Origin of the sequence: Reichenbachiella sp. MALMAid0571, assembly GCF_040151475.1 — a bacterium.
GTDB lineage: Bacteria > Bacteroidota > Bacteroidia > Cytophagales > Cyclobacteriaceae > CAXBNB01.
This window is the reverse complement of the sequence record NZ_JBDKWG010000091.1, coordinates 13,180-30,793: the sequence shown is the minus strand read 5'-3', so window position 1 is coordinate 30,793 and position 17,614 is coordinate 13,180. Positions and strand designations below refer to the sequence as shown.

The 17,614-nt window shown below is 37.9% G+C and carries 12 protein-coding genes; 9 read left to right on the top strand and 3 right to left on the bottom strand.

All coding sequences use genetic code 11. The annotated features are described in order from the left end of the window. Positions 1–84: 84 nt before the first annotated feature. The 6 genes from AAOP42_RS02945 to AAOP42_RS02920 all read left to right on the top strand — a co-directional run bounded on the left by AAOP42_RS02945 (position 85) and on the right by AAOP42_RS02920 (position 9,433). Positions 85–2,409, top strand: coding sequence for a transglycosylase domain-containing protein (locus tag AAOP42_RS02945; RefSeq protein ID WP_349526968.1), 2,325 nt, complete (start codon positions 85–87; stop codon positions 2,407–2,409). 114 nt (positions 2,410–2,523) lie between these two features. Continuing rightward, positions 2,524–3,024 (top strand): hypothetical protein, encoded by a 501-nt coding sequence (locus AAOP42_RS02940; protein ID WP_349526967.1) that lies wholly within the window; start codon positions 2,524–2,526, stop codon positions 3,022–3,024. A 252-nt stretch (positions 3,025–3,276) separates the two neighbouring features. Next, complete coding sequence (locus AAOP42_RS02935; protein WP_349526966.1) at positions 3,277–4,293, top strand: FKBP-type peptidyl-prolyl cis-trans isomerase; 1,017 nt, start codon at positions 3,277–3,279, stop codon at positions 4,291–4,293. Positions 4,294–4,335: 42 nt separating this feature from the next. Next, positions 4,336–5,430 carry a hypothetical protein gene (locus AAOP42_RS02930; RefSeq protein ID WP_349526965.1) on the top strand — a complete coding sequence of 365 codons (1,095 nt, stop codon included), beginning with the start codon at positions 4,336–4,338 and terminating at the stop codon, positions 5,428–5,430. 206 nt (positions 5,431–5,636) lie between these two features. Next, complete coding sequence (gene gyrA / locus AAOP42_RS02925) at positions 5,637–8,186, top strand: DNA gyrase subunit A (protein ID WP_349526964.1); 2,550 nt, start codon at positions 5,637–5,639, stop codon at positions 8,184–8,186. 44 nt (positions 8,187–8,230) lie between these two features. Next, positions 8,231–9,433 carry a tetratricopeptide repeat protein gene (locus AAOP42_RS02920; protein ID WP_349526963.1) on the top strand — a complete coding sequence of 401 codons (1,203 nt, stop codon included), beginning with the start codon at positions 8,231–8,233 and terminating at the stop codon, positions 9,431–9,433. 84 nt (positions 9,434–9,517) lie between these two features. Here the strand turns inward: AAOP42_RS02920 and AAOP42_RS02915 are convergent, their stop codons facing one another. The 3 genes from AAOP42_RS02915 to AAOP42_RS02905 are packed head-to-tail and all read right to left on the bottom strand — an operon-like array spanning position 9,518 to position 12,980. Then, a complete protein-coding gene (locus AAOP42_RS02915) occupies positions 9,518–10,279 on the bottom strand; it encodes a succinate dehydrogenase/fumarate reductase iron-sulfur subunit (RefSeq protein WP_349526962.1) in 762 nt (253 codons plus the stop codon). A gap of 7 nt (positions 10,280–10,286) precedes the next feature. Further along, positions 10,287–12,296: a fumarate reductase/succinate dehydrogenase flavoprotein subunit gene (locus AAOP42_RS02910; protein ID WP_349526961.1), complete on the bottom strand. Its 2,010-nt coding sequence runs from the start codon at positions 12,294–12,296 to the stop codon at positions 10,287–10,289. A 9-nt stretch (positions 12,297–12,305) separates the two neighbouring features. Beyond that, a complete protein-coding gene (locus AAOP42_RS02905; protein WP_349526960.1) occupies positions 12,306–12,980 on the bottom strand; it encodes a succinate dehydrogenase cytochrome b subunit in 675 nt (224 codons plus the stop codon). Positions 12,981–13,324: 344 nt separating this feature from the next. On the opposite strand from AAOP42_RS02905, the gene AAOP42_RS02900 reads away from it, so the two are divergent. The 3 genes from AAOP42_RS02900 to fabD all read left to right on the top strand — a co-directional run bounded on the left by AAOP42_RS02900 (position 13,325) and on the right by fabD (position 17,606). Continuing rightward, positions 13,325–16,213, top strand: a complete 2,889-nt coding sequence (locus AAOP42_RS02900; RefSeq protein ID WP_349526959.1) for a T9SS type B sorting domain-containing protein — start codon at positions 13,325–13,327, stop codon at positions 16,211–16,213. Continuing rightward, positions 16,192–16,620, top strand: coding sequence for a thiol-disulfide oxidoreductase DCC family protein (locus AAOP42_RS02895; protein WP_349526958.1), 429 nt, complete (start codon positions 16,192–16,194; stop codon positions 16,618–16,620). Before AAOP42_RS02900 ends, AAOP42_RS02895 begins: the two co-directional genes overlap by 22 nt. A gap of 113 nt (positions 16,621–16,733) precedes the next feature. Next, positions 16,734–17,606: an ACP S-malonyltransferase gene (fabD, locus tag AAOP42_RS02890; protein WP_349526957.1), complete on the top strand. Its 873-nt coding sequence runs from the start codon at positions 16,734–16,736 to the stop codon at positions 17,604–17,606. The last annotated feature ends 8 nt before the right edge of the window (positions 17,607–17,614 follow it).

Sequence of the window (17,614 nt, the reverse complement as noted above, 5' to 3'; positions counted from 1 at the left end):
TTTTATAAAATCTGTGCATTAAATATTATTCTCATGCAATGGTTCGTTGGTTCTGGTTTAGAGGCTGTACATATGTTTTGTTAAATGAAATTATTTCGATTGTATTTGGAGCTGTGGAAAAAAAGCAAACTACTGTTTATTCTGGTAGTTAGTGGAATCATATTGGTAGGAGCTGGCAGTGCAATGTATGTTGGGTATGTTGCTGTTTCAAATGGGGTGTTTGGGGAAATTCCTTCTGATGATGAGTTAAAGGCAATTAAAAACTATCAGGCATCTGAAATCTATTCTGCTGACAGTGTGCTTCTTGGCAGATACTATGTAGAAAACAGGACAGAGGTGATGTATGATAATGTTTCCCATTTCGTAATAGATGCCCTTATAGCAACAGAAGATGCCCGGTTTTACGGACACAAAGGAATAGACCAACGAAGCATGATGCGGGTACTTTTCAAAAGCGTGATTCTTGGTCAAAATACCGGTGGAGGCAGCACCCTCAGTCAGCAACTGGCAAAGAACTTGTTTGGTCGGGAGAATTATGGTTTTTTGTCCATTCCTGTAAATAAATCCAGAGAATTGATCATAGCCAATAAGCTTGAACATTTGTATTCCAAGGAAGAAATTTTAATGTTGTACCTGAATACCATTTCTTTTGGAGAAAATACCTACGGAATAGAGCTAGCTTGCCAACGGTTTTTCTCAACCACTCCCAAAGATATCAGTATTGAGCAGGCGGCAACACTGATTGGTATGTTGAAAGCTACTTCTACTTACAATCCCCGCATCAATCTCGGAAAATCTCTTGAGAGGAGAAATACAGTTATAAGTCAAATGGCGAAATATGGATATATTTCCTCTGGATCTGCTGACAGTTTAAGTCATTTACCTTTGACTTTAGCTTACAACAAGCTAAGTCATGACCAGGGATCGGCAACTTACTTTCGTGAATATTTGAGGCTCAAATTAGAGAATTGGCTGAAAGATAATGATGCTACTGACTCACTCAATTTATATACTAGTGGGTTGAAGATTTATACTACTCTGCATTCTAGGCTGCAGAAATATGCTGAGGAATCTGTCCATGAGCATTTGCAATATCTGCAACCATTGCTTCATGATGATTTTAAAAAACAGGGACTGTTTGAGCAGAATGAAAGTGTGGTGCTGAAGATTTTAAAACAATCTGATAGGTATAAACAACTACTTGACCAGGGTATCTCTGAAACGAAGGCTATTGAAAAGTTAAGGAAGCCAATTCAGACTACTTTATATACTTACGATGGAATTATAGATACACTGGTTTCTGTTTTTGATTCTGTCAGGCATGATTTAGGGATGTTACAGGCTGGTTTTTTGGTTGTGAACCCTCATAATGGTAAAGTTATGGCCTGGGTAGGTGGGGCATCTTATGAACATACTCAATACGATCACATTACGGCGCAAAGGCAGGTTGGTTCTGTGTTTAAGCCCATAGTGTATGCGCAAGCCATGATGGATGGTTATCAACCTTGTGATTTTATTTCGAATCAAAAAATTATATATACACAATATGAAGATTGGTCTCCAAAAAATTCCGATGGAAATTATGAGGGAAAATATTCTTTGGTGGGTGCATTGACCAACTCTGTGAATACAGTAAGTGTGAAGCTGGCTATGGAGTCTGGTATAGAGTCTATAATAAAATTGTCCAGAAACATGGGAGTCGAAGGACAGTTGCCAAATAGTCCTTCAATTGCGTTGGGTGCAGGAAATATTTCGCTGAAAAGCCTGATTCATGCATACACCGCTTTTGCTAATTCCGGAAAAACTGTTGGTATCAATTACATCACCAGTGTTAAAACAAGAGATGGCAAAGAAATCTATTTTAAAGAGCCCTCCGGTAATCAGGTGTTGCCTGTCGAGATTTCGCAAAATATAACTAATATGCTCCGGTCGGTAGTAGATAACGGAACAGCAAAAAGAATCAGGTATCAATATGGGATAACGGGTAATGTTGCAGGGAAAACCGGAACTACTCAAAATCATACTGACGGGTGGTTTGTGGGATATACTCCGGACTGGTTGGGTGGAGTATGGGTTGGGGTTGACAATCCCATAGTCCATTTTAGTGGTATTAAAAATGGCCAGGGAGCTAATACAGCCTTGCCGATTTGGGCTTTGTTTTACAAAAAAATAGAGAATGATAAGGAGCTGTATTCACTGGTGAAATCTGAATTTCAATTTCCAAATTCTATTGATTGTGAACCCTATAAGGAAGACTCTCCATTTTTAAAATTGTTTAAAAGGAAGGAGAAAAGAAATAACAATACAGGCATAAATAAAGACAACAAATTTAATAAAAACAGCAATGCTTCTTCACCGAAGAAAAGGAAGCGGAAAGGCTGGTTGAAAAATATTTTTGATGGTAATTAAATGTTGTAATCTTCGATTTGTTTGAGATAAAAGGGCTAAATACTTGAAATATTGAGCTTTTTATTATTAATTCGCTGGTTACTAACATTTGTAAAAAAGAAGAAAAACTGAATTATGATTGAAAAAATACTGAAAAACGGATTGCTTTTGTTTGGTGTTGTTGTTGCAATACTAATTGTAAATTCACCTGCTGTAGCGCAGGATGATGAGATTACCGATGATGAGTTGATGTTGTATGCTACTGTCATGAATAAAATTGACAGTATGAAAGAGGACATGAAAGTCAAATACAACGATTTGATAAAATCAGAAGAGTTGATGGATGAAGGCAGGAGGTTTAACGAACTAAAATCTGCTAAAGGGGATGAAGCAAAATTGGCTGAAATTAGTGCTACGGAAGAGGAAATTGCAGTTTTTGATAAGATACAGGAAGCGTATGACACAATGGTTGCAGATTTTAAAGAAGTTTATCCAACATTAATTAAAGATGAATTGGGTGCTGCTGTGTATAACAAAGTGAAAAAAGGGTTGAAAGCTGATCCTGATTTGAGAACGAAATATGAAGAAATAGTTGATTCCTTGAAACCTGAGGAAGGTGAAGATGGAGATGCCTGAATATTAAGAAAAGAAACAATATTGACAAAAAGGACTGCTGGCAGTCCTTTTTTGTTTTTTGTCATTTCATATATAAATTATCAGTATTAAATTTCTGTAATTCAGTTTTTTTGGCTTAGAACACGGATAACATTTTTATTTTTGGGTTGGGTAGATGATATGCCAGTTGTTCAATTGATATTTATTCATTTGAGAAGAAATATACCAGAGTAGTAAAAATTAAATTGAAGTTACCCCGTTGATAGTTCAAATTTGATATTTAATAAAACAGGTGTGAAAATTAGTCCGATAAAAAAGCTACTTGGTATTGTTGCCGTAGGTCATATATTGTTGAGTGCCTGTGGAGGTGGAAACGACCCTGAACCTACTCTGGAAGACCAGACAAGTATTGACAAAGCCTTGATAGAAGCTTATCTAACTGAAAATAATATTACAGCAACAGAGGATGGGTCCGGCATTTTTTACTATCCGGTAGTTGAGAATCCTACAGGTGCCCTTCAGCAAGTTAAGGGTAGTATTTTATCTATCTATTATTCAGCCAAGGTTTTGAATGGTCAGGTGATAGATGAAATCCTACTATCTCAAAATGAAGACCCATACAAACTAAAGCAGGGGGTGAATTCCATTGTGCCTGTTGGACTAGACATTGGCCTGGCTTTTATGAAAGAGGGAGAGACCTATACTTTTCTCATTCCTTCAGGGTTGGCCTATGGCGAATTGACTTTTTCCACTTTGATTCCTGCTAATTCAGTTATCGAGATAGAAGTAGAACTTGTATTGATTGAAAATGAACAAGATCAGCAGGACATTGAAGAAACACTCATCAATGATTATATAGCCGACAAAGAATTAGATGATCTGGTCAAAAACCCAACTGATAAAGTCGAACTCCTTCCCTCAGGTGTTTATTACAAACGAATAAGTGAAGGGAATGAAGATGAGGTAGCAATTAAAGGAGAACAAATTAGTACCACATATATAGCATCATTTTTAGACGATGCAGTATTTGACAGAACCAGTGGGAACGATACTTTTGATTTCAACTTTGACTCCAAAGTAGTAATGGATGGGCTGGATTTAGGAATAGCTGAGATGGAAAAAGGAGAACGGGCACTTTTGATTATTCCATCAGCACAGGCGTACCAACAGAGTGTTGGAGTAATTCCCTCATATTTGAGTGATGAGTTGGTCGAATTACAGGTTATTCCCGAATATGCCTCTAAAGTTGCCCCATATAAAGTTCTTGTATTTGACATTACATTATTGTAGGTAAAACATGATAGCTTCGCCAATAGAACTTCCTGTAGTTATTTGAAAACAAGAATTATCATATCGTTTTTATTGCTTCTGCAATTGTCAATGTTATCTACTCTGGCTCAGGAGTATGAAATAAATCCGGAAAACATATACAGAAGCCCCATACGAAAGATTCTCAACAACTTTTCATTTACGGTAACTACAGGGTATGGTAGTACCAAATACAAGCATAACCTGGAAGGATTTTATCTGGTACAAACACCTACAGATCAATACATTGCCAACAATGATGGACAACCTCTTGGAAATGAATTTGATGTGTACAGCGACTGGTTAAACAATCCGTTACTGGCTCAAACGATTACCAAAGTGGATTCCTTCGATGTTCCGTTTCAACCCATAGTCAATCCGGTCAACAATCCATTGCTAAAGTCTGACATGGAAATATTCAACGCAGATTCACTCGGGTTGCAATTCGCAGGTAAAGGGTTGAGTATCCCGATACTACTATCATTGAGGTACAACTATAAGAAATTTAGAATTGGCGGTGGTTACATGTTTGAATACCATAAAATCAAATCGTTCAAACCTAACGAAAGTGTGGAATCTCTCGGAATACGGGAATATCAACCCAATTTCGGATCGACTTTTTATAAAAGATACTGGGGAGAAATAGGCTATCGATTTTATGATTTCTGGGAATATTCATTTGCAGGTGAGTTACAGGTTGGAAAATTTAATGCCGGCGGCAATTTTAATTCCGCACTCATTCAGAGGGGAATGTATTTTAACTTCGGAATTTCTATAGAAAAAAACCTTTCGGAGTATTTCAGGGTTGTATTAAAACCCTCTTATGATTTTAAAAATTATAAAATTACTATACCAGGTACAGGAAAAACCATTGCGCACAAGCAACCTACATTTTTTGTGCAACTGGGAATAAGTATTACTTTCCCCGAAATACCCAGAAGCCCAATAAAAAGCGATCATGTTCAACTGAAACATGTGATTACAGATCCGGCAACAGGCAGATATATGGAAGTAAGAGGACAACCAATCTGGAAAATACAAAATCCTAAGGTCGGAGAAAACCATAGAAAACTATGGAAGTATAAAAATAAGAACAAAAAGAAAATCAACCCTTATTAACCTTCTGTTTTTCAAATAGCATTTAGAACGTTATTTCATTCTGTTTAAACGCCAAACAAATGCCGCATGAGTGAATAAAAGAGTTGTTGACTTTCTTAATTCTCGTTATTCTAAAATACAAACATTTAGTACTCAAGCATTAGTGCGTTTCGATATATTTTTACCTAAATTGCGTGCGGAAATTTGCATGAATATTTTAAAGAAATATGGCTGACGGAGATAACGAAAATTTGCCCCTTAGAGATCATAATATAATTCCTATAAACATCGAAGACGAAATGCGCGGAGCATACATTGATTATTCAATGTCTGTAATTATTTCACGTGCTTTACCTGATGTTAGGGATGGTCTGAAACCCGTACATAGAAGGGTACTTTATGGGATGCTTGACTTAGGAGTCCTGCACAACAAGGCGTATAAAAAATCTGCAAGAATTGTCGGAGAGGTACTTGGTAAGTATCACCCTCATGGTGATTCATCTGTTTATGATACGATGGTCAGAATGGCTCAGGAGTGGTCATTGAGATACCCTTTGGTAGATGGACAAGGAAACTTCGGATCAGTGGATGGAGATTCACCAGCCGCAATGCGATATACAGAAGCAAGGCTGAAGAGAATTGCAGAAGAAATGCTGGCAGACATCAACAAAGATACAGTTGATTACCAGCCCAACTTCGATGATTCTTTGAAAGAACCAACGGTACTTCCTGCTAAAATACCGAACCTTTTGGTAAATGGTACCAGTGGTATTGCAGTGGGTATGGCCACAAATATGCCTCCGCATAACCTGACAGAAGTTATCAACGGTACAATAGCATATATTGAAAACAAAGACATTACCATAGAAGAATTGATGCAGCATATCTCAGCTCCTGATTTTCCTACAGGTGCTACGATATATGGTTACAATGGTGTAAAGTCAGCGTTTGAGACTGGTAGGGGAAGGATTGTGATGCGGGCAAAAGCAGTATTTGAAACTACCAATACTGGTAGAGAACAGATCATTGTAACAGAAATACCTTATCAGGTCAATAAGGCTTCAATGATTGAAAAGACTGCAGCACTTATCAATGATAAGAAAATAGAAGGTATTAGTGATATTCGTGACGAGTCTGATAGGGATGGAATGCGAATCGTTTATGATCTTAAAAAGGATTCTATTCCTAATATTGTTTTAAACAATCTATATAAATATACTCAACTACAATCTTCTTTTGGTGTCAACAATGTGGCTCTTGTAAAAGGTCGTCCACATACTCTGAACTTGAAGGAGATAATAGGTTATTTCGTCGATCATAGACATGAGGTGATTGTGCGAAGAACTCAATATGAGTTGAACGAGGCAGAAAAGAGAGCTCACATTCTACAAGGGTATTTGATTGCTCTTGACAATCTTGATGAAGTTATTTCTCTGATCAGGCAATCAAGAGATCCGGAAATAGCCAAAACCGGTTTAATGGAGAAATTTGGGTTGTCAGAAATTCAGGCCAAAGCGATTCTGGAAATGAGATTGCAGAGACTTACTGGTCTCGAACGAGAAAAAATCCAGAAAGAGTATGAAGAAATCATGGAATTGATCGAACATTTGAAAGCTATTTTAGCTGATGAAGGCATGAGAATGGACATCATCAAAGAAGAGCTGGGGGAGATCAAAGAGAGGTATGGAGATGAAAGAAGATCCAACATAGAGTACAGTGCTGAAGATTTCTCAGCTGAAGATATGATCCCTGATGAAGAAATGGTGATCACTATTTCTCATGAAGGTTACATCAAGAGAACACCATCTGTAGAATTTAAGACCCAAGGACGGGGAGGAAGAGGTTCTAAAGGAGCAGGATCGAAAACAGACGACTTTACAGAGCATTTATTTATAGCTTCGAACCATAATTATTTGCTTATTTTCACAGAATTTGGAAAGGTATTCTGGAAGAAAGTATGGGAAATACCAGAAGGAACAAAAGCTGCCAAAGGGCGTGCTATACAAAACTTAATCAATATTGAATCTGAAGATTCAATTAGAGCTGTAATCAATGTCAAAACTTTGGGTGATGAAGATTATGTTAACAACAATTTCATCATAATGTGTACTCAAAATGGAGTTATTAAAAAAACTAGCCTTAAGGCTTATTCCAGGCCAAGACAAAATGGTATAAATGCAATTACTATCCGTGAAGGAGATAAACTTTTAGATATAAGTTTAACCAATGGGGATAATCATATCATAATCGCTAAAAAATCAGGGAAAGCAGTTCATTTTCATGAGTCTGATGTAAGACCAATGGGAAGAACAGCCGCAGGGGTGAAGGGAGTAACTCTGGAAGGGGCTGATGATTGTGTCGTTGGTATGGTTTGTGTCAATAGGGAAGAAGCCAATCTGCTTGTTGTTTCTGAAAATGGGTATGGTAAAAGGTCTTCAATAGAAGATTACCGAATTACTAAAAGAGGTGGTAAAGGAGTGAAAACACTCAATATTACTGATAAGACTGGTAAGTTGGTTGCTATCAAAGAAGTTGTAGATTCTGATGATTTAATGATTATAAATAAGTCAGGAATTACAATAAGAATGGCAATTAGCGGTTTAAGAGTTATGGGGCGGGCAACTCAAGGTGTCAGGCTTATAAAACTGGGTGAAGGAGATAGTATCTCATCAGTAGAAAAAATAGAGAATATTGAGGGGGATGAAGAGGCTGAATCCGAAGAAAACCCTGAAAATGCAAGTGACAGCAATGAAACAAGCGACAACAACGAAAATTAATTTTAAATAAAAAGAAATCAATCGAATAACTTAATAACGTAATCATGAGAAAGTTAGCATTTTTATGTCTGATCCTATTGACTGTGAGTTTAGCCCACGCTCAAAAAGGATCGGTAACTAAAGCATCTGCATATTTATCCAAAGGGGACTTTGCCAGTGCAAAAGCTGAAATAGATGTGGCCATCACTATTGAAAAAAACGCCGCAAAATCCAAAACCTGGTTTGAAAGAGGAAGAATATATCAGGCGATAGCAACCAGTGACGATGAGGCTGTAAGCAGCTTGGATAGTGAAGCCATTGCCAAGGCAGTAGAGGCTTATGAAAAAGTAATGGAAATGGATAAAGACAGCTCTCCTAATAGCGTGCTTTCTTCAACTAATATAGATGCCATGTGGGGTAAATTCATTAATGATGGAGGGACTGTATATGCGGAAGATAAATACGAAGAGGCCTATGCAAAATTCACTGATGCGTTATTGGTTAAGCCGGAAGATTCTTTGACTCTTCTTTATGCAGGAGTATGTTCTCAACAAGCCGAGAACTACCAAAATACTGCAGTACATTACTATAAGCTTGAACAATTGGGTTATGCTAGTGCAGATGTGTTTTCGACTTTGATTTACATTGAAAGAGCTGTTAATACGGATGAAGAAAAGGCATTAGAAGTGGTAAAAAGAGCACAGAAGGCTTATCCAATGGAATCAAGGTTTGGACAAGAGGAAATTAGCATCTTGATCAACCTGAAGAAACTTGATCAGGCAAAAGATAAATTGATTGCTTCTATCAAAGAAGATCCTACTAATATCAACCTTCACTTAAATCTGGCTATTATGTACGATAATATTGCCAGTAATTTGTCTGATGATGCTACGAAGAAAGATGAAGCAGCTGCAACCTATCAACTTGCCCTGGATGAATATTTGAAAGTAATTGAGCTTGAATCGGATAACTATGTAGCTAACTATAACGCAGGAGCGATCTATATTAATCAGGCTAAGGAATATTATGATCAGGTAAGAGATATGGATTTAAATTCGTACAATAAAAAGGGACCAGCATTGACTAAAAAAGCCGATGAAATTCTAATTAAAGGGTTGCCTTATATGGAAAAAGCCAACTCAAGTAAAGAAGATGTGGATGGGCTTAGGGCGTTAATGCAAATGTACAAGCAGCTTAAAATGTATGACAAAGCGGAAGCTATTTTGGATAAGGTTGATGAACTTGAGGCAGCATCCGGGGCTGAATAAGGAACTAAATACTTACTCAAAAAGAAAGCCTCAAAGTTCAACTTTGAGGCTTTCTTTTTGGTTCCTTTTGAAAAGAGAATTGTATCAACTAAAGCTACTTTTTATGAATTCTCTATTCATTCGTGCGATGTTTTCAAGAGAAATTCCTTTTGGACATTCGGCTGAACAAGCACCAGTGTTGGTGCAAGCTCCAAAGCCTTCTTCGTCCATTTGAGCTACCATGTTTTCTACACGTTGTTTGGCTTCTACTTTTCCCTGAGGCAGTAATGCAAATTGCGATACTTTGGCAGATACGAATAACATCGCTGAAGCATTTTTGCAACTGGCTACACATGCACCACAACCAATGCATGTAGCTGCATCAAAAGCCTCGTCAGCATCGTGTTTGTCAATAGGAATAGCATTGGCATCCTGAGTGTTCCCTGATGTATTTACACTAATGAAACCACCGGAAGCCATAATTCTGTCAAATGCACTTCTATCTACCATCAGATCCTTAATTACAGGAAACGCTTTAGCTCTCCATGGTTCAATATAAATAGTTTCACCATCCTTAAACTCACGCATGTGCAGTTGGCAGGTGGTGATTTGATCACTGGGGCCATGTGCCTCTCCGTTGATAAATAGAGAGCACATACCACAAATACCTTCTCTGCAATCGTGATCAAATGCTACGGGCTCTTCACCTTCGTTTACAAGTTGCTCATTTAAAATATCCATCATTTCAAGGAATGAACTATCAGGTGATACATTAGATACCTGATATGTTTCCATTTTGCCCTTGTCCTGGCTATTTTTTTGTCTCCAAACTTTTAGTGTTAAGTTTAATCCTTCGGTTGCTGCCATACCTTTATTATTTGTAAGAACGTGTTTTTAGTTCTATGTTTTCGTATTTCAATTCTTCCTTGTGCATTATTGCTTCAGAGGGCTCTCCTTGATATTCCCAGGCAGAGACATGAGTAAAGTTTTTATCATCCCTTACGGCTTCTCCTTCTTCTGTTTGGTATTCTTCTCTAAAGTGACCTCCACAAGATTCTTTTCTTTCCAGAGCATCTCGGGCAAACAATTCTCCCAGTTCAAGAAAATCTGCGACTCTTCCTGCTTTTTCTAATTCCTGATTGATACCATCTGCTGTGCCTGGTACTTTTACATCTTTCCAAAACTCAGCCCGTATTTCCTGAATTTCGGTAATAGCTTCTTTTAAACCTTGTTCGTTTCTGGCCATTCCCACTTTGTTCCACATCACATGACCCAATCGCTTATGGAAATGATCTACAGATTTAGTTCCATTATTGTTTATGAAAAAATCTATTTTTTCCTGTGCAGATTTTTCTGCTTCTTCAAATTCTGAAGTGTCAGTTGGAATTGCTCCTGTTCTGATGTCATTGGCCAGATAGTCTCCAATAGTGTAAGGGAGTACAAAATAGCCATCCGCCAATCCTTGCATCAGAGCAGAAGCACCTAGTCTGTTTGCTCCGTGATCAGAGAAGTTGGCTTCTCCAATGCAATAACAACCGGGTACAGTAGTCATTAAATTGTAATCCACCCATACACCACCCATGGTATAATGCACAGCAGGATAGATTTTCATAGGTGTTTTGTATGGATTGTCTGCTGTGATTTTCTCATACATTTGGAAAAGGTTTCCATATTTGGATTCAATTACCTTTTCTCCACGTGTCTTTATTTCTTCTTCCGAAGCATCATGGTGGCCATGAATATTAGCATCTTCACGGCCGTAACGCATAATTGCGGCACTAAAATCAAGATAAACTGCTTCTCCTGTTTCATTAGTGCCTACACCGAATCCAGCGTCACACCTTTCTTTGGCAGCTCTTGAAGCCACATCCCTAGGCACCAGGTTGCCAAATGAAGGATACCTTCTTTCCAGGTAATAATCCCTGTCAGCTTCAGCGATATCAGTGGGTTTCTTTTTACCTGCTCTGATGGCTTCTGAATCTTCTTTTTTAGCTGGCACCCATATTCTCCCATCATTTCTAAGGGATTCAGACATCAAGGTTAATTTAGACTGCTGATCTCCATGTTGTGGAATACAGGTAGGGTGAATCTGCGTGAAACAAGGGTTTGCAAAGAATGCTCCTTTTTTGTGAATCTTCCAACCTGCTGAGACGTTTGAGCCCATAGCGTTGGTGGAAAGGAAAAAAACGTTTCCATACCCACCTGAGGCAATTACCACTGCATGCGCAGAATGCCTTTCCAATTCTCCGGTAACCAGGTTTCTTGCAATGATTCCACGTGCTTTGCCATCTACTATTACAAGTTCTACCATCTCATGACGGTTGTACATTGCTATTTTCCCTTTACCAATTTGACGAGACATAGCAGAGTAGCAACCTAAAAGTAATTGCTGTCCGGTTTGCCCTTTGGCATAAAAAGTACGGGATACCTGAACACCACCAAACGACCTGTTGTCCAGAAGCCCGCCATAATCTCTTGCAAAAGGGACACCCTGTGCCACACACTGGTCAATTATATTGGTTGAAACTTCAGCTAGTCTGTGAACATTGGCCTCTCTTGATCGGTAATCACCTCCTTTTACAGTATCGTAAAAAAGTCTGTAGGTGGAATCACCATCTCCCTGATAGTTTTTTGCAGCGTTGATACCACCCTGTGCAGCAATAGAGTGTGCACGTCTGGGTGAATCCTGATAGCAAAATGCTTTTACGTTGTAGCCTAGTTCGGCCAGGGTAGCTGCGGCAGAACCTCCGGCTAACCCTGTACCTACGATGATAACATCTATAGACCTTTTATTCGCCGGGTTAACCAGCTTGATATTGTTTTTGTGGTTGGTCCACTTATCCTTTATAGGACCTTCAGGTATTTTGGAATCTAATTTTGTCATACCTTTTTATTAAAGAGATTGGATATAGTGAAAAATGGCAATAAAAATAAAACCTAATGGAATAGCTATGGCATAAATTTTTCCTGCTTTTACTATTGTAGGGGTATATTTAGCGTGTCTGGCTCCAATCGATTGAAATGCGGATTGAAAACCGTGTAGCAAATGCAACATAAGAAAGATGAAAGAAATTACATAGATTCCTACTCTTACAGGGTTAGTGAATTTATGTATTGTTTCTTCATAATACCTGTTGGAATCTTCTGGTGCAAAATGCACGTATTTGTGGATAATTTCCGGAATCCAAAAATCATAAAAATGAAGTCCTAAAAAACCTAGTATGGTGAGTCCCGATAGTATCATATTTCTTGATACCCATGTTGAGTTGGCTGCTCCATTGTTTACGGCATATTTAACCTGCCTGGCATTTCTGTTGTTTATTTCAAGTACAAAACCCATTACAAAGTGAAAAACCACACCAAAAATCAATATAGGTTGCATTACAAATTGAATCAGAGGATTAGTCCCCATAAAATGAGACAGCTCATTAAATGCCTTTTCACTAAACACGGAGGTAAGGTTGATGGCAAAATGCTGTAGGAGGAAAATCAACAGAAATAATGCAGAAAGTGCCATGGTAAATTTTCTGCCTATGGTACTTCTAAAGAATTGTGTAAACCAACTCATATATAGATATAATAAATGTGATTATGTATTAAAATTTCCAGCCCAAAGATATAGTTCGATTGCTAAGGAAACAATGTGTTTTTGATATTTATGATTTAACAACTATTATCTTTGAAAACCAACTTTATGATATAGATTGTAGGGAGTAACGGACGTCTGTTTAATTACTATTGTATTGTTATTTGATAATAAGGAAGTTAAAATCATGTTTTAATTAATGAGGAAAGAATGCTGAAATCAACTGTTTCAATAATAAAATTTAATTATTAGGCAGTAGATTTGGGGTGACAGACGAATGGGTTGTTAACAGGAGTGAATTTAGAAATGAAAAAGGATTTTACTAAATGATGACAAGAAGAAATAAGGTTGTTCTTTTATTTTTTAGCATATTAACGCTTGTCACATATGGCAGGGTAGAAGCTACTCATATCAGGGCAGGAGAGATTATTGCTATGCGAATATCAACTTCCAGTCTTACCTATAAGTTTTCCATCATTGGATATACAGATACGGGTTCAAATGTCATATTTGGCGGAGGGGAAGTTGATTTTGGAGATGGTACGATTATTAATATTGAAGAGGGCTCTCAGTTTTTTCAAAGAGAAGTGATAATCGATGCAGAAAAGCAGATTGCATACAATGTATTTGAGATTGAACATACATTTCAGGCACCCGGAGCATATATAGTTAGGTTTAATGAAAAAAACAGGAATGCTGATGTGAAAAACATGGCTCATTCTGTTGATACTCCATTTTACGTAGAAACAAGATTGCTAATAGACCCTTTTATTGGGACAAATAATACACCGATATTTTTAGTTCCTCCAATAGATGAAGGTGCTGTTGGAGCAAGATTCATTCATAATCCGGGAGCTTTTGATATTGATGGCGATAGTCTTTCTTTTAAATTGGTAGTACCTAAACAATATAAGGACAGGGAAGTAGATGAATATGTTGATCCCAATGACCCAAAGTTTTACGGTAATAATTATTCTACCTCCAATGAAGATCAAAATGCCCCCCCTTCTTTCAGCATAGATGCCATTACAGGGGATTTGGTGTGGGATGCCCCCGGGCTTTTAGGAGAATACAATGTAGCATTTATAGTACAGGAATGGCGCTTAATTCTGGGAGTATGGTACAACCTGGGGTATGTAACCCGGGATATGCAAATCATAATAGAAGATACCGACAACAATAGACCAGAAGTAATTATTCCTGATCCAATATGTGTTGAGGCGGGTACTTTAATTGACGAGGTGATACGTGGAATAGATCAGGACGGTCATCAGGTGAAATTGGAAGCGTTTGGTGGCCCGTTAGAATTTACAACCAACCGTGCAACGTTTACACCAAATGATGTTTTTGGGAATCAACCACTTTCGGGAAATTTTAAATGGCAGACAGAATGTAGCCATGTGAGAAAAAGGCCTTACGATATACAATTTAAAGTAACGGATAATCCTCCATTAGGCCCAAAGTTGGTCGATTTTAAAACCTTACCTATAACAGTTTATGCCCCTGCACCAACGGGTTTATCTACTACTGTACAAACCGGAAGGGCAATACAACTCGATTGGAATGAGTACAACTGTGGTAATGCAGATAAAATGCAAATATGGAGAAGAGTCGATAGCTATAATTTTATTCCTGACGAATGTAATTTAGGAATTCCTGAAAACTCAGGATATGAATTGATAGCAACGATAGACAGTATTAAATATACCGATGCTAGCAAAAATGTTATTTATAAAACTACATTTTGGGATGATAATAATGGAGAAGGACTTGCTCCGGGTGCAAACTATTGCTACCGGATAGTGGCTACTTTCCCAGAGCCTTCTGGTGGTGAAAGCGTTGTGTCATCTGAGGTCTGTGATATAATTCTGGCAGATGCGCCGGTAACAATTAAAGTGGATGTCATTAAAACAGACAGAGTTAATGGGCAAATAAAAGTAGAATGGTTGGAACCGTTTGAAATTGATCCGGTTCAATTTCCTCCGCCATACACTTATGAAGTCTTTAGAAGCGAAGGTTTTGATGGTAATCAAAATGAAGTAAGCCTGGGTAAAATAGCAGAAACTCAAATTACAGATACAGGATTGAATACTGCTGATTTGGTGTATAACTACCGTATTGACTTGTTTATCAATTCAGGAAATACTTATGTGGATTCATCTACTCCGGCTTCATCGGTAAAACTAGAACTTGAACCAGGGTTAAATTCTATACAATTGTTGTGGGATGCTAATGTGCCCTGGTCAAATGAAGTACAAAGTTATCCGTATCATTATATCTACCGTGATCGGGTAGATCCGGATAATCCGGATTTCTTAGTGTTGATCGATTCGGCAGAAGTGACAAAGGAAGGACTACAGTTTCTTGATGATGGGGAGTTCAACGGTGTTCCCTTGGACGAAATGCATAATTACTGCTATTATGTTGAGACCAATGGAAGTTATGGAAACCCATTGATTATGTCTCCCTTGGTCAACAAATCTCAGGTAGTTTGTGCAGAACCGAATGATATGGATCCACCTTGTACTCCAATTTCATTTAAAATAAATGAAGGGATGGATTGTACCGAGATTATCAAAGACAAAGGGTGTTTTTTTAGTGATTATTCCAACTTGGTTACGTGGGAATTGGATCTCAGCAGCGAATGCGAAGATGACATTGCAAGTTTTAATATTTATTACTCACAATCCAAAGAAGAGCCATTTGTCATTGTAGGTGCAAATGAAACAGGAAATCAATTTGCGCATGAAGGGTTAGATTCATTTAAAGGGTATTACTACATTACTTCCGTAGATAGGTCAGGTAATCAGAGTCAGCCTTCAGATACCATAATGTATGACAATTGCCCCAATTTTGTTTTACCTAATGTTTTTAGTCCTAATGGTGATGGTAAAAACGATGTGTTTTCACCATTCGTTGACAATTTTGAAGGTATCAGCATTCCTGATTTTGATTTAGCAAATTGTCCAAGATTTGTTGAGTCCGTAGATTTCAGAGTTTTTGACAGAGGAGGGGGAGTGATTTTTAGCTATGAGTCTGGTACGGGTAGAGAAGGAAGTGTCAACAGCATTCTGATCAATTGGAATGGTAAAACCAACTCTGGAATTGAGTTGCCGGCAGGAGTTTATTATTATATAGCTGAAGTGACTTACGATGTGTTGGATTCATCAAAAGCAAATGAAGTGTTTAACGGATGGGTTCAGATTCTCAAATAAGTACCAATCAAAGTATAGTCTTGTATGATGGAGTCTGTAATTTTTGCAACAGTTCTGTAAATTTTATTATCAGGCACGAAAGGCAGAGCGAGTTGAAGTTTGCTTCATTGCAGTCTGCTTTTGGTCAAAACGTACTTCATTCTTACAACGAAAAAACGAATGACTTTGAAAGCATTGTTTTTATCCATAATAATGTGATTTTCAAGAAAAGTAAGGCAGCTTTCGAAATTTCGAAATTTCTAAAACCTCCTTGGAATTGGTTAGCTGTATTTCAGGTTTTTCCCAGATTTATTACGGATTTTTTTTATGATGTTATTGCTAAAAACAGGTATGCTATTTTTGGTAAATCTGATACTTGTGCTATCCCAACACCAGCCTTAAGAAGTAGGTTTTTGGATGTGGTTTGATACTCTTGAATTGTAATAATCTTATTAAATGCTGAAATTGCTGATTCCAAATTATAATTTCAATCTGATCTCTTTTATGTTTGCAACTTTTAATATTAGATAATTATACAAATATGCAGGCATACGTCTTTCCCGGTCAGGGAGCACAATTTACAGGAATGGGTAAGGAGTTATTTGAAGGCAACAGCCAAGCCAAAGAACTATTTCTTGAAGCCAACGATATACTTGGTTTTGACTTGTCCAAGATAATGTTCGAAGGCACTGATGAAGAGTTGAAGCAAACTAATGTAACTCAACCGGCTGTTTTTCTACATTCTGTGATAGCTGCTTTGGTAGCGGAAGATTTTAAACCTGATATGGTTGCGGGTCATTCACTGGGAGAGCTTTCTGCGTTGGTCTCTAATAAGACTTTGACATTTCAGGACGGTTTGATGTTGGTTTCCAAGAGGGCTGCTGCCATGCAAAAGGCGTGTGAACTAAACCCTTCCACTATGGCTGCTATTTTGGGACTTGAAGATAAAGTGGTAGAAGATGTATGCGCTTCAATAGACGAAGTAGTGGTGGCAGCAAACTACAACTGTCCGGGTCAATTGGTGATATCTGGTTCTAATAAGGGAATAGAAATAGCCTGTGAAAAACTTAAGGAAGCGGGTGCAAAAAGGGCTTTGCCACTACCAGTAGGTGGTGCTTTTCATTCTCCTCTGATGGAGCCTGCCAGACAAGAATTGGCAGAAGCCATTGAAAATACCTTATTCAGTAAACCTATTTGCCCGGTTTATCAGAATGTAGATGCACTTCCTCATCAGGATGTCAACGAAATCAAATCAAATCTCATTGCTCAACTGACAGCTCCGGTAAAATGGACACAATCCGTAGAAAAGATGATAGCTGACGGAGCAACCGATTTTATCGAATGTGGGCCGGGAAAAGTACTTCAGGGGTTGGTAAAAAAAATACATAGAGAAGCTAATGTGAGCGCAATATGATGAGGTAG

What these genes read in the sequence shown, in the direction of transcription:
- gyrA (WP_349526964.1), top strand. Translation starts at nt 5,637, where the DNA reads ATGGCTGACGGAGATAACGAAAATTTGCCCCTTAGAGATCATAATATA.
- fabD (WP_349526957.1), top strand. Translation starts at nt 16,734, where the DNA reads ATGCAGGCATACGTCTTTCCCGGTCAGGGAGCACAATTTACAGGAATG.
- AAOP42_RS02895 (WP_349526958.1), top strand. Translation starts at nt 16,192, where the DNA reads ATGGGTTCAGATTCTCAAATAAGTACCAATCAAAGTATAGTCTTGTAT.
- AAOP42_RS02915 (WP_349526962.1), bottom strand. Translation starts at nt 10,279, where the DNA reads ATGGCAGCAACCGAAGGATTAAACTTAACACTAAAAGTTTGGAGACAA.
- AAOP42_RS02940 (WP_349526967.1), top strand. Translation starts at nt 2,524, where the DNA reads ATGATTGAAAAAATACTGAAAAACGGATTGCTTTTGTTTGGTGTTGTT.
- AAOP42_RS02900 (WP_349526959.1), top strand. Translation starts at nt 13,325, where the DNA reads ATGATGACAAGAAGAAATAAGGTTGTTCTTTTATTTTTTAGCATATTA.
- AAOP42_RS02945 (WP_349526968.1), top strand. Translation starts at nt 85, where the DNA reads ATGAAATTATTTCGATTGTATTTGGAGCTGTGGAAAAAAAGCAAACTA.
- AAOP42_RS02910 (WP_349526961.1), bottom strand. Translation starts at nt 12,296, where the DNA reads ATGACAAAATTAGATTCCAAAATACCTGAAGGTCCTATAAAGGATAAG.
- AAOP42_RS02905 (WP_349526960.1), bottom strand. Translation starts at nt 12,980, where the DNA reads ATGAGTTGGTTTACACAATTCTTTAGAAGTACCATAGGCAGAAAATTT.
- AAOP42_RS02920 (WP_349526963.1), top strand. Translation starts at nt 8,231, where the DNA reads ATGAGAAAGTTAGCATTTTTATGTCTGATCCTATTGACTGTGAGTTTA.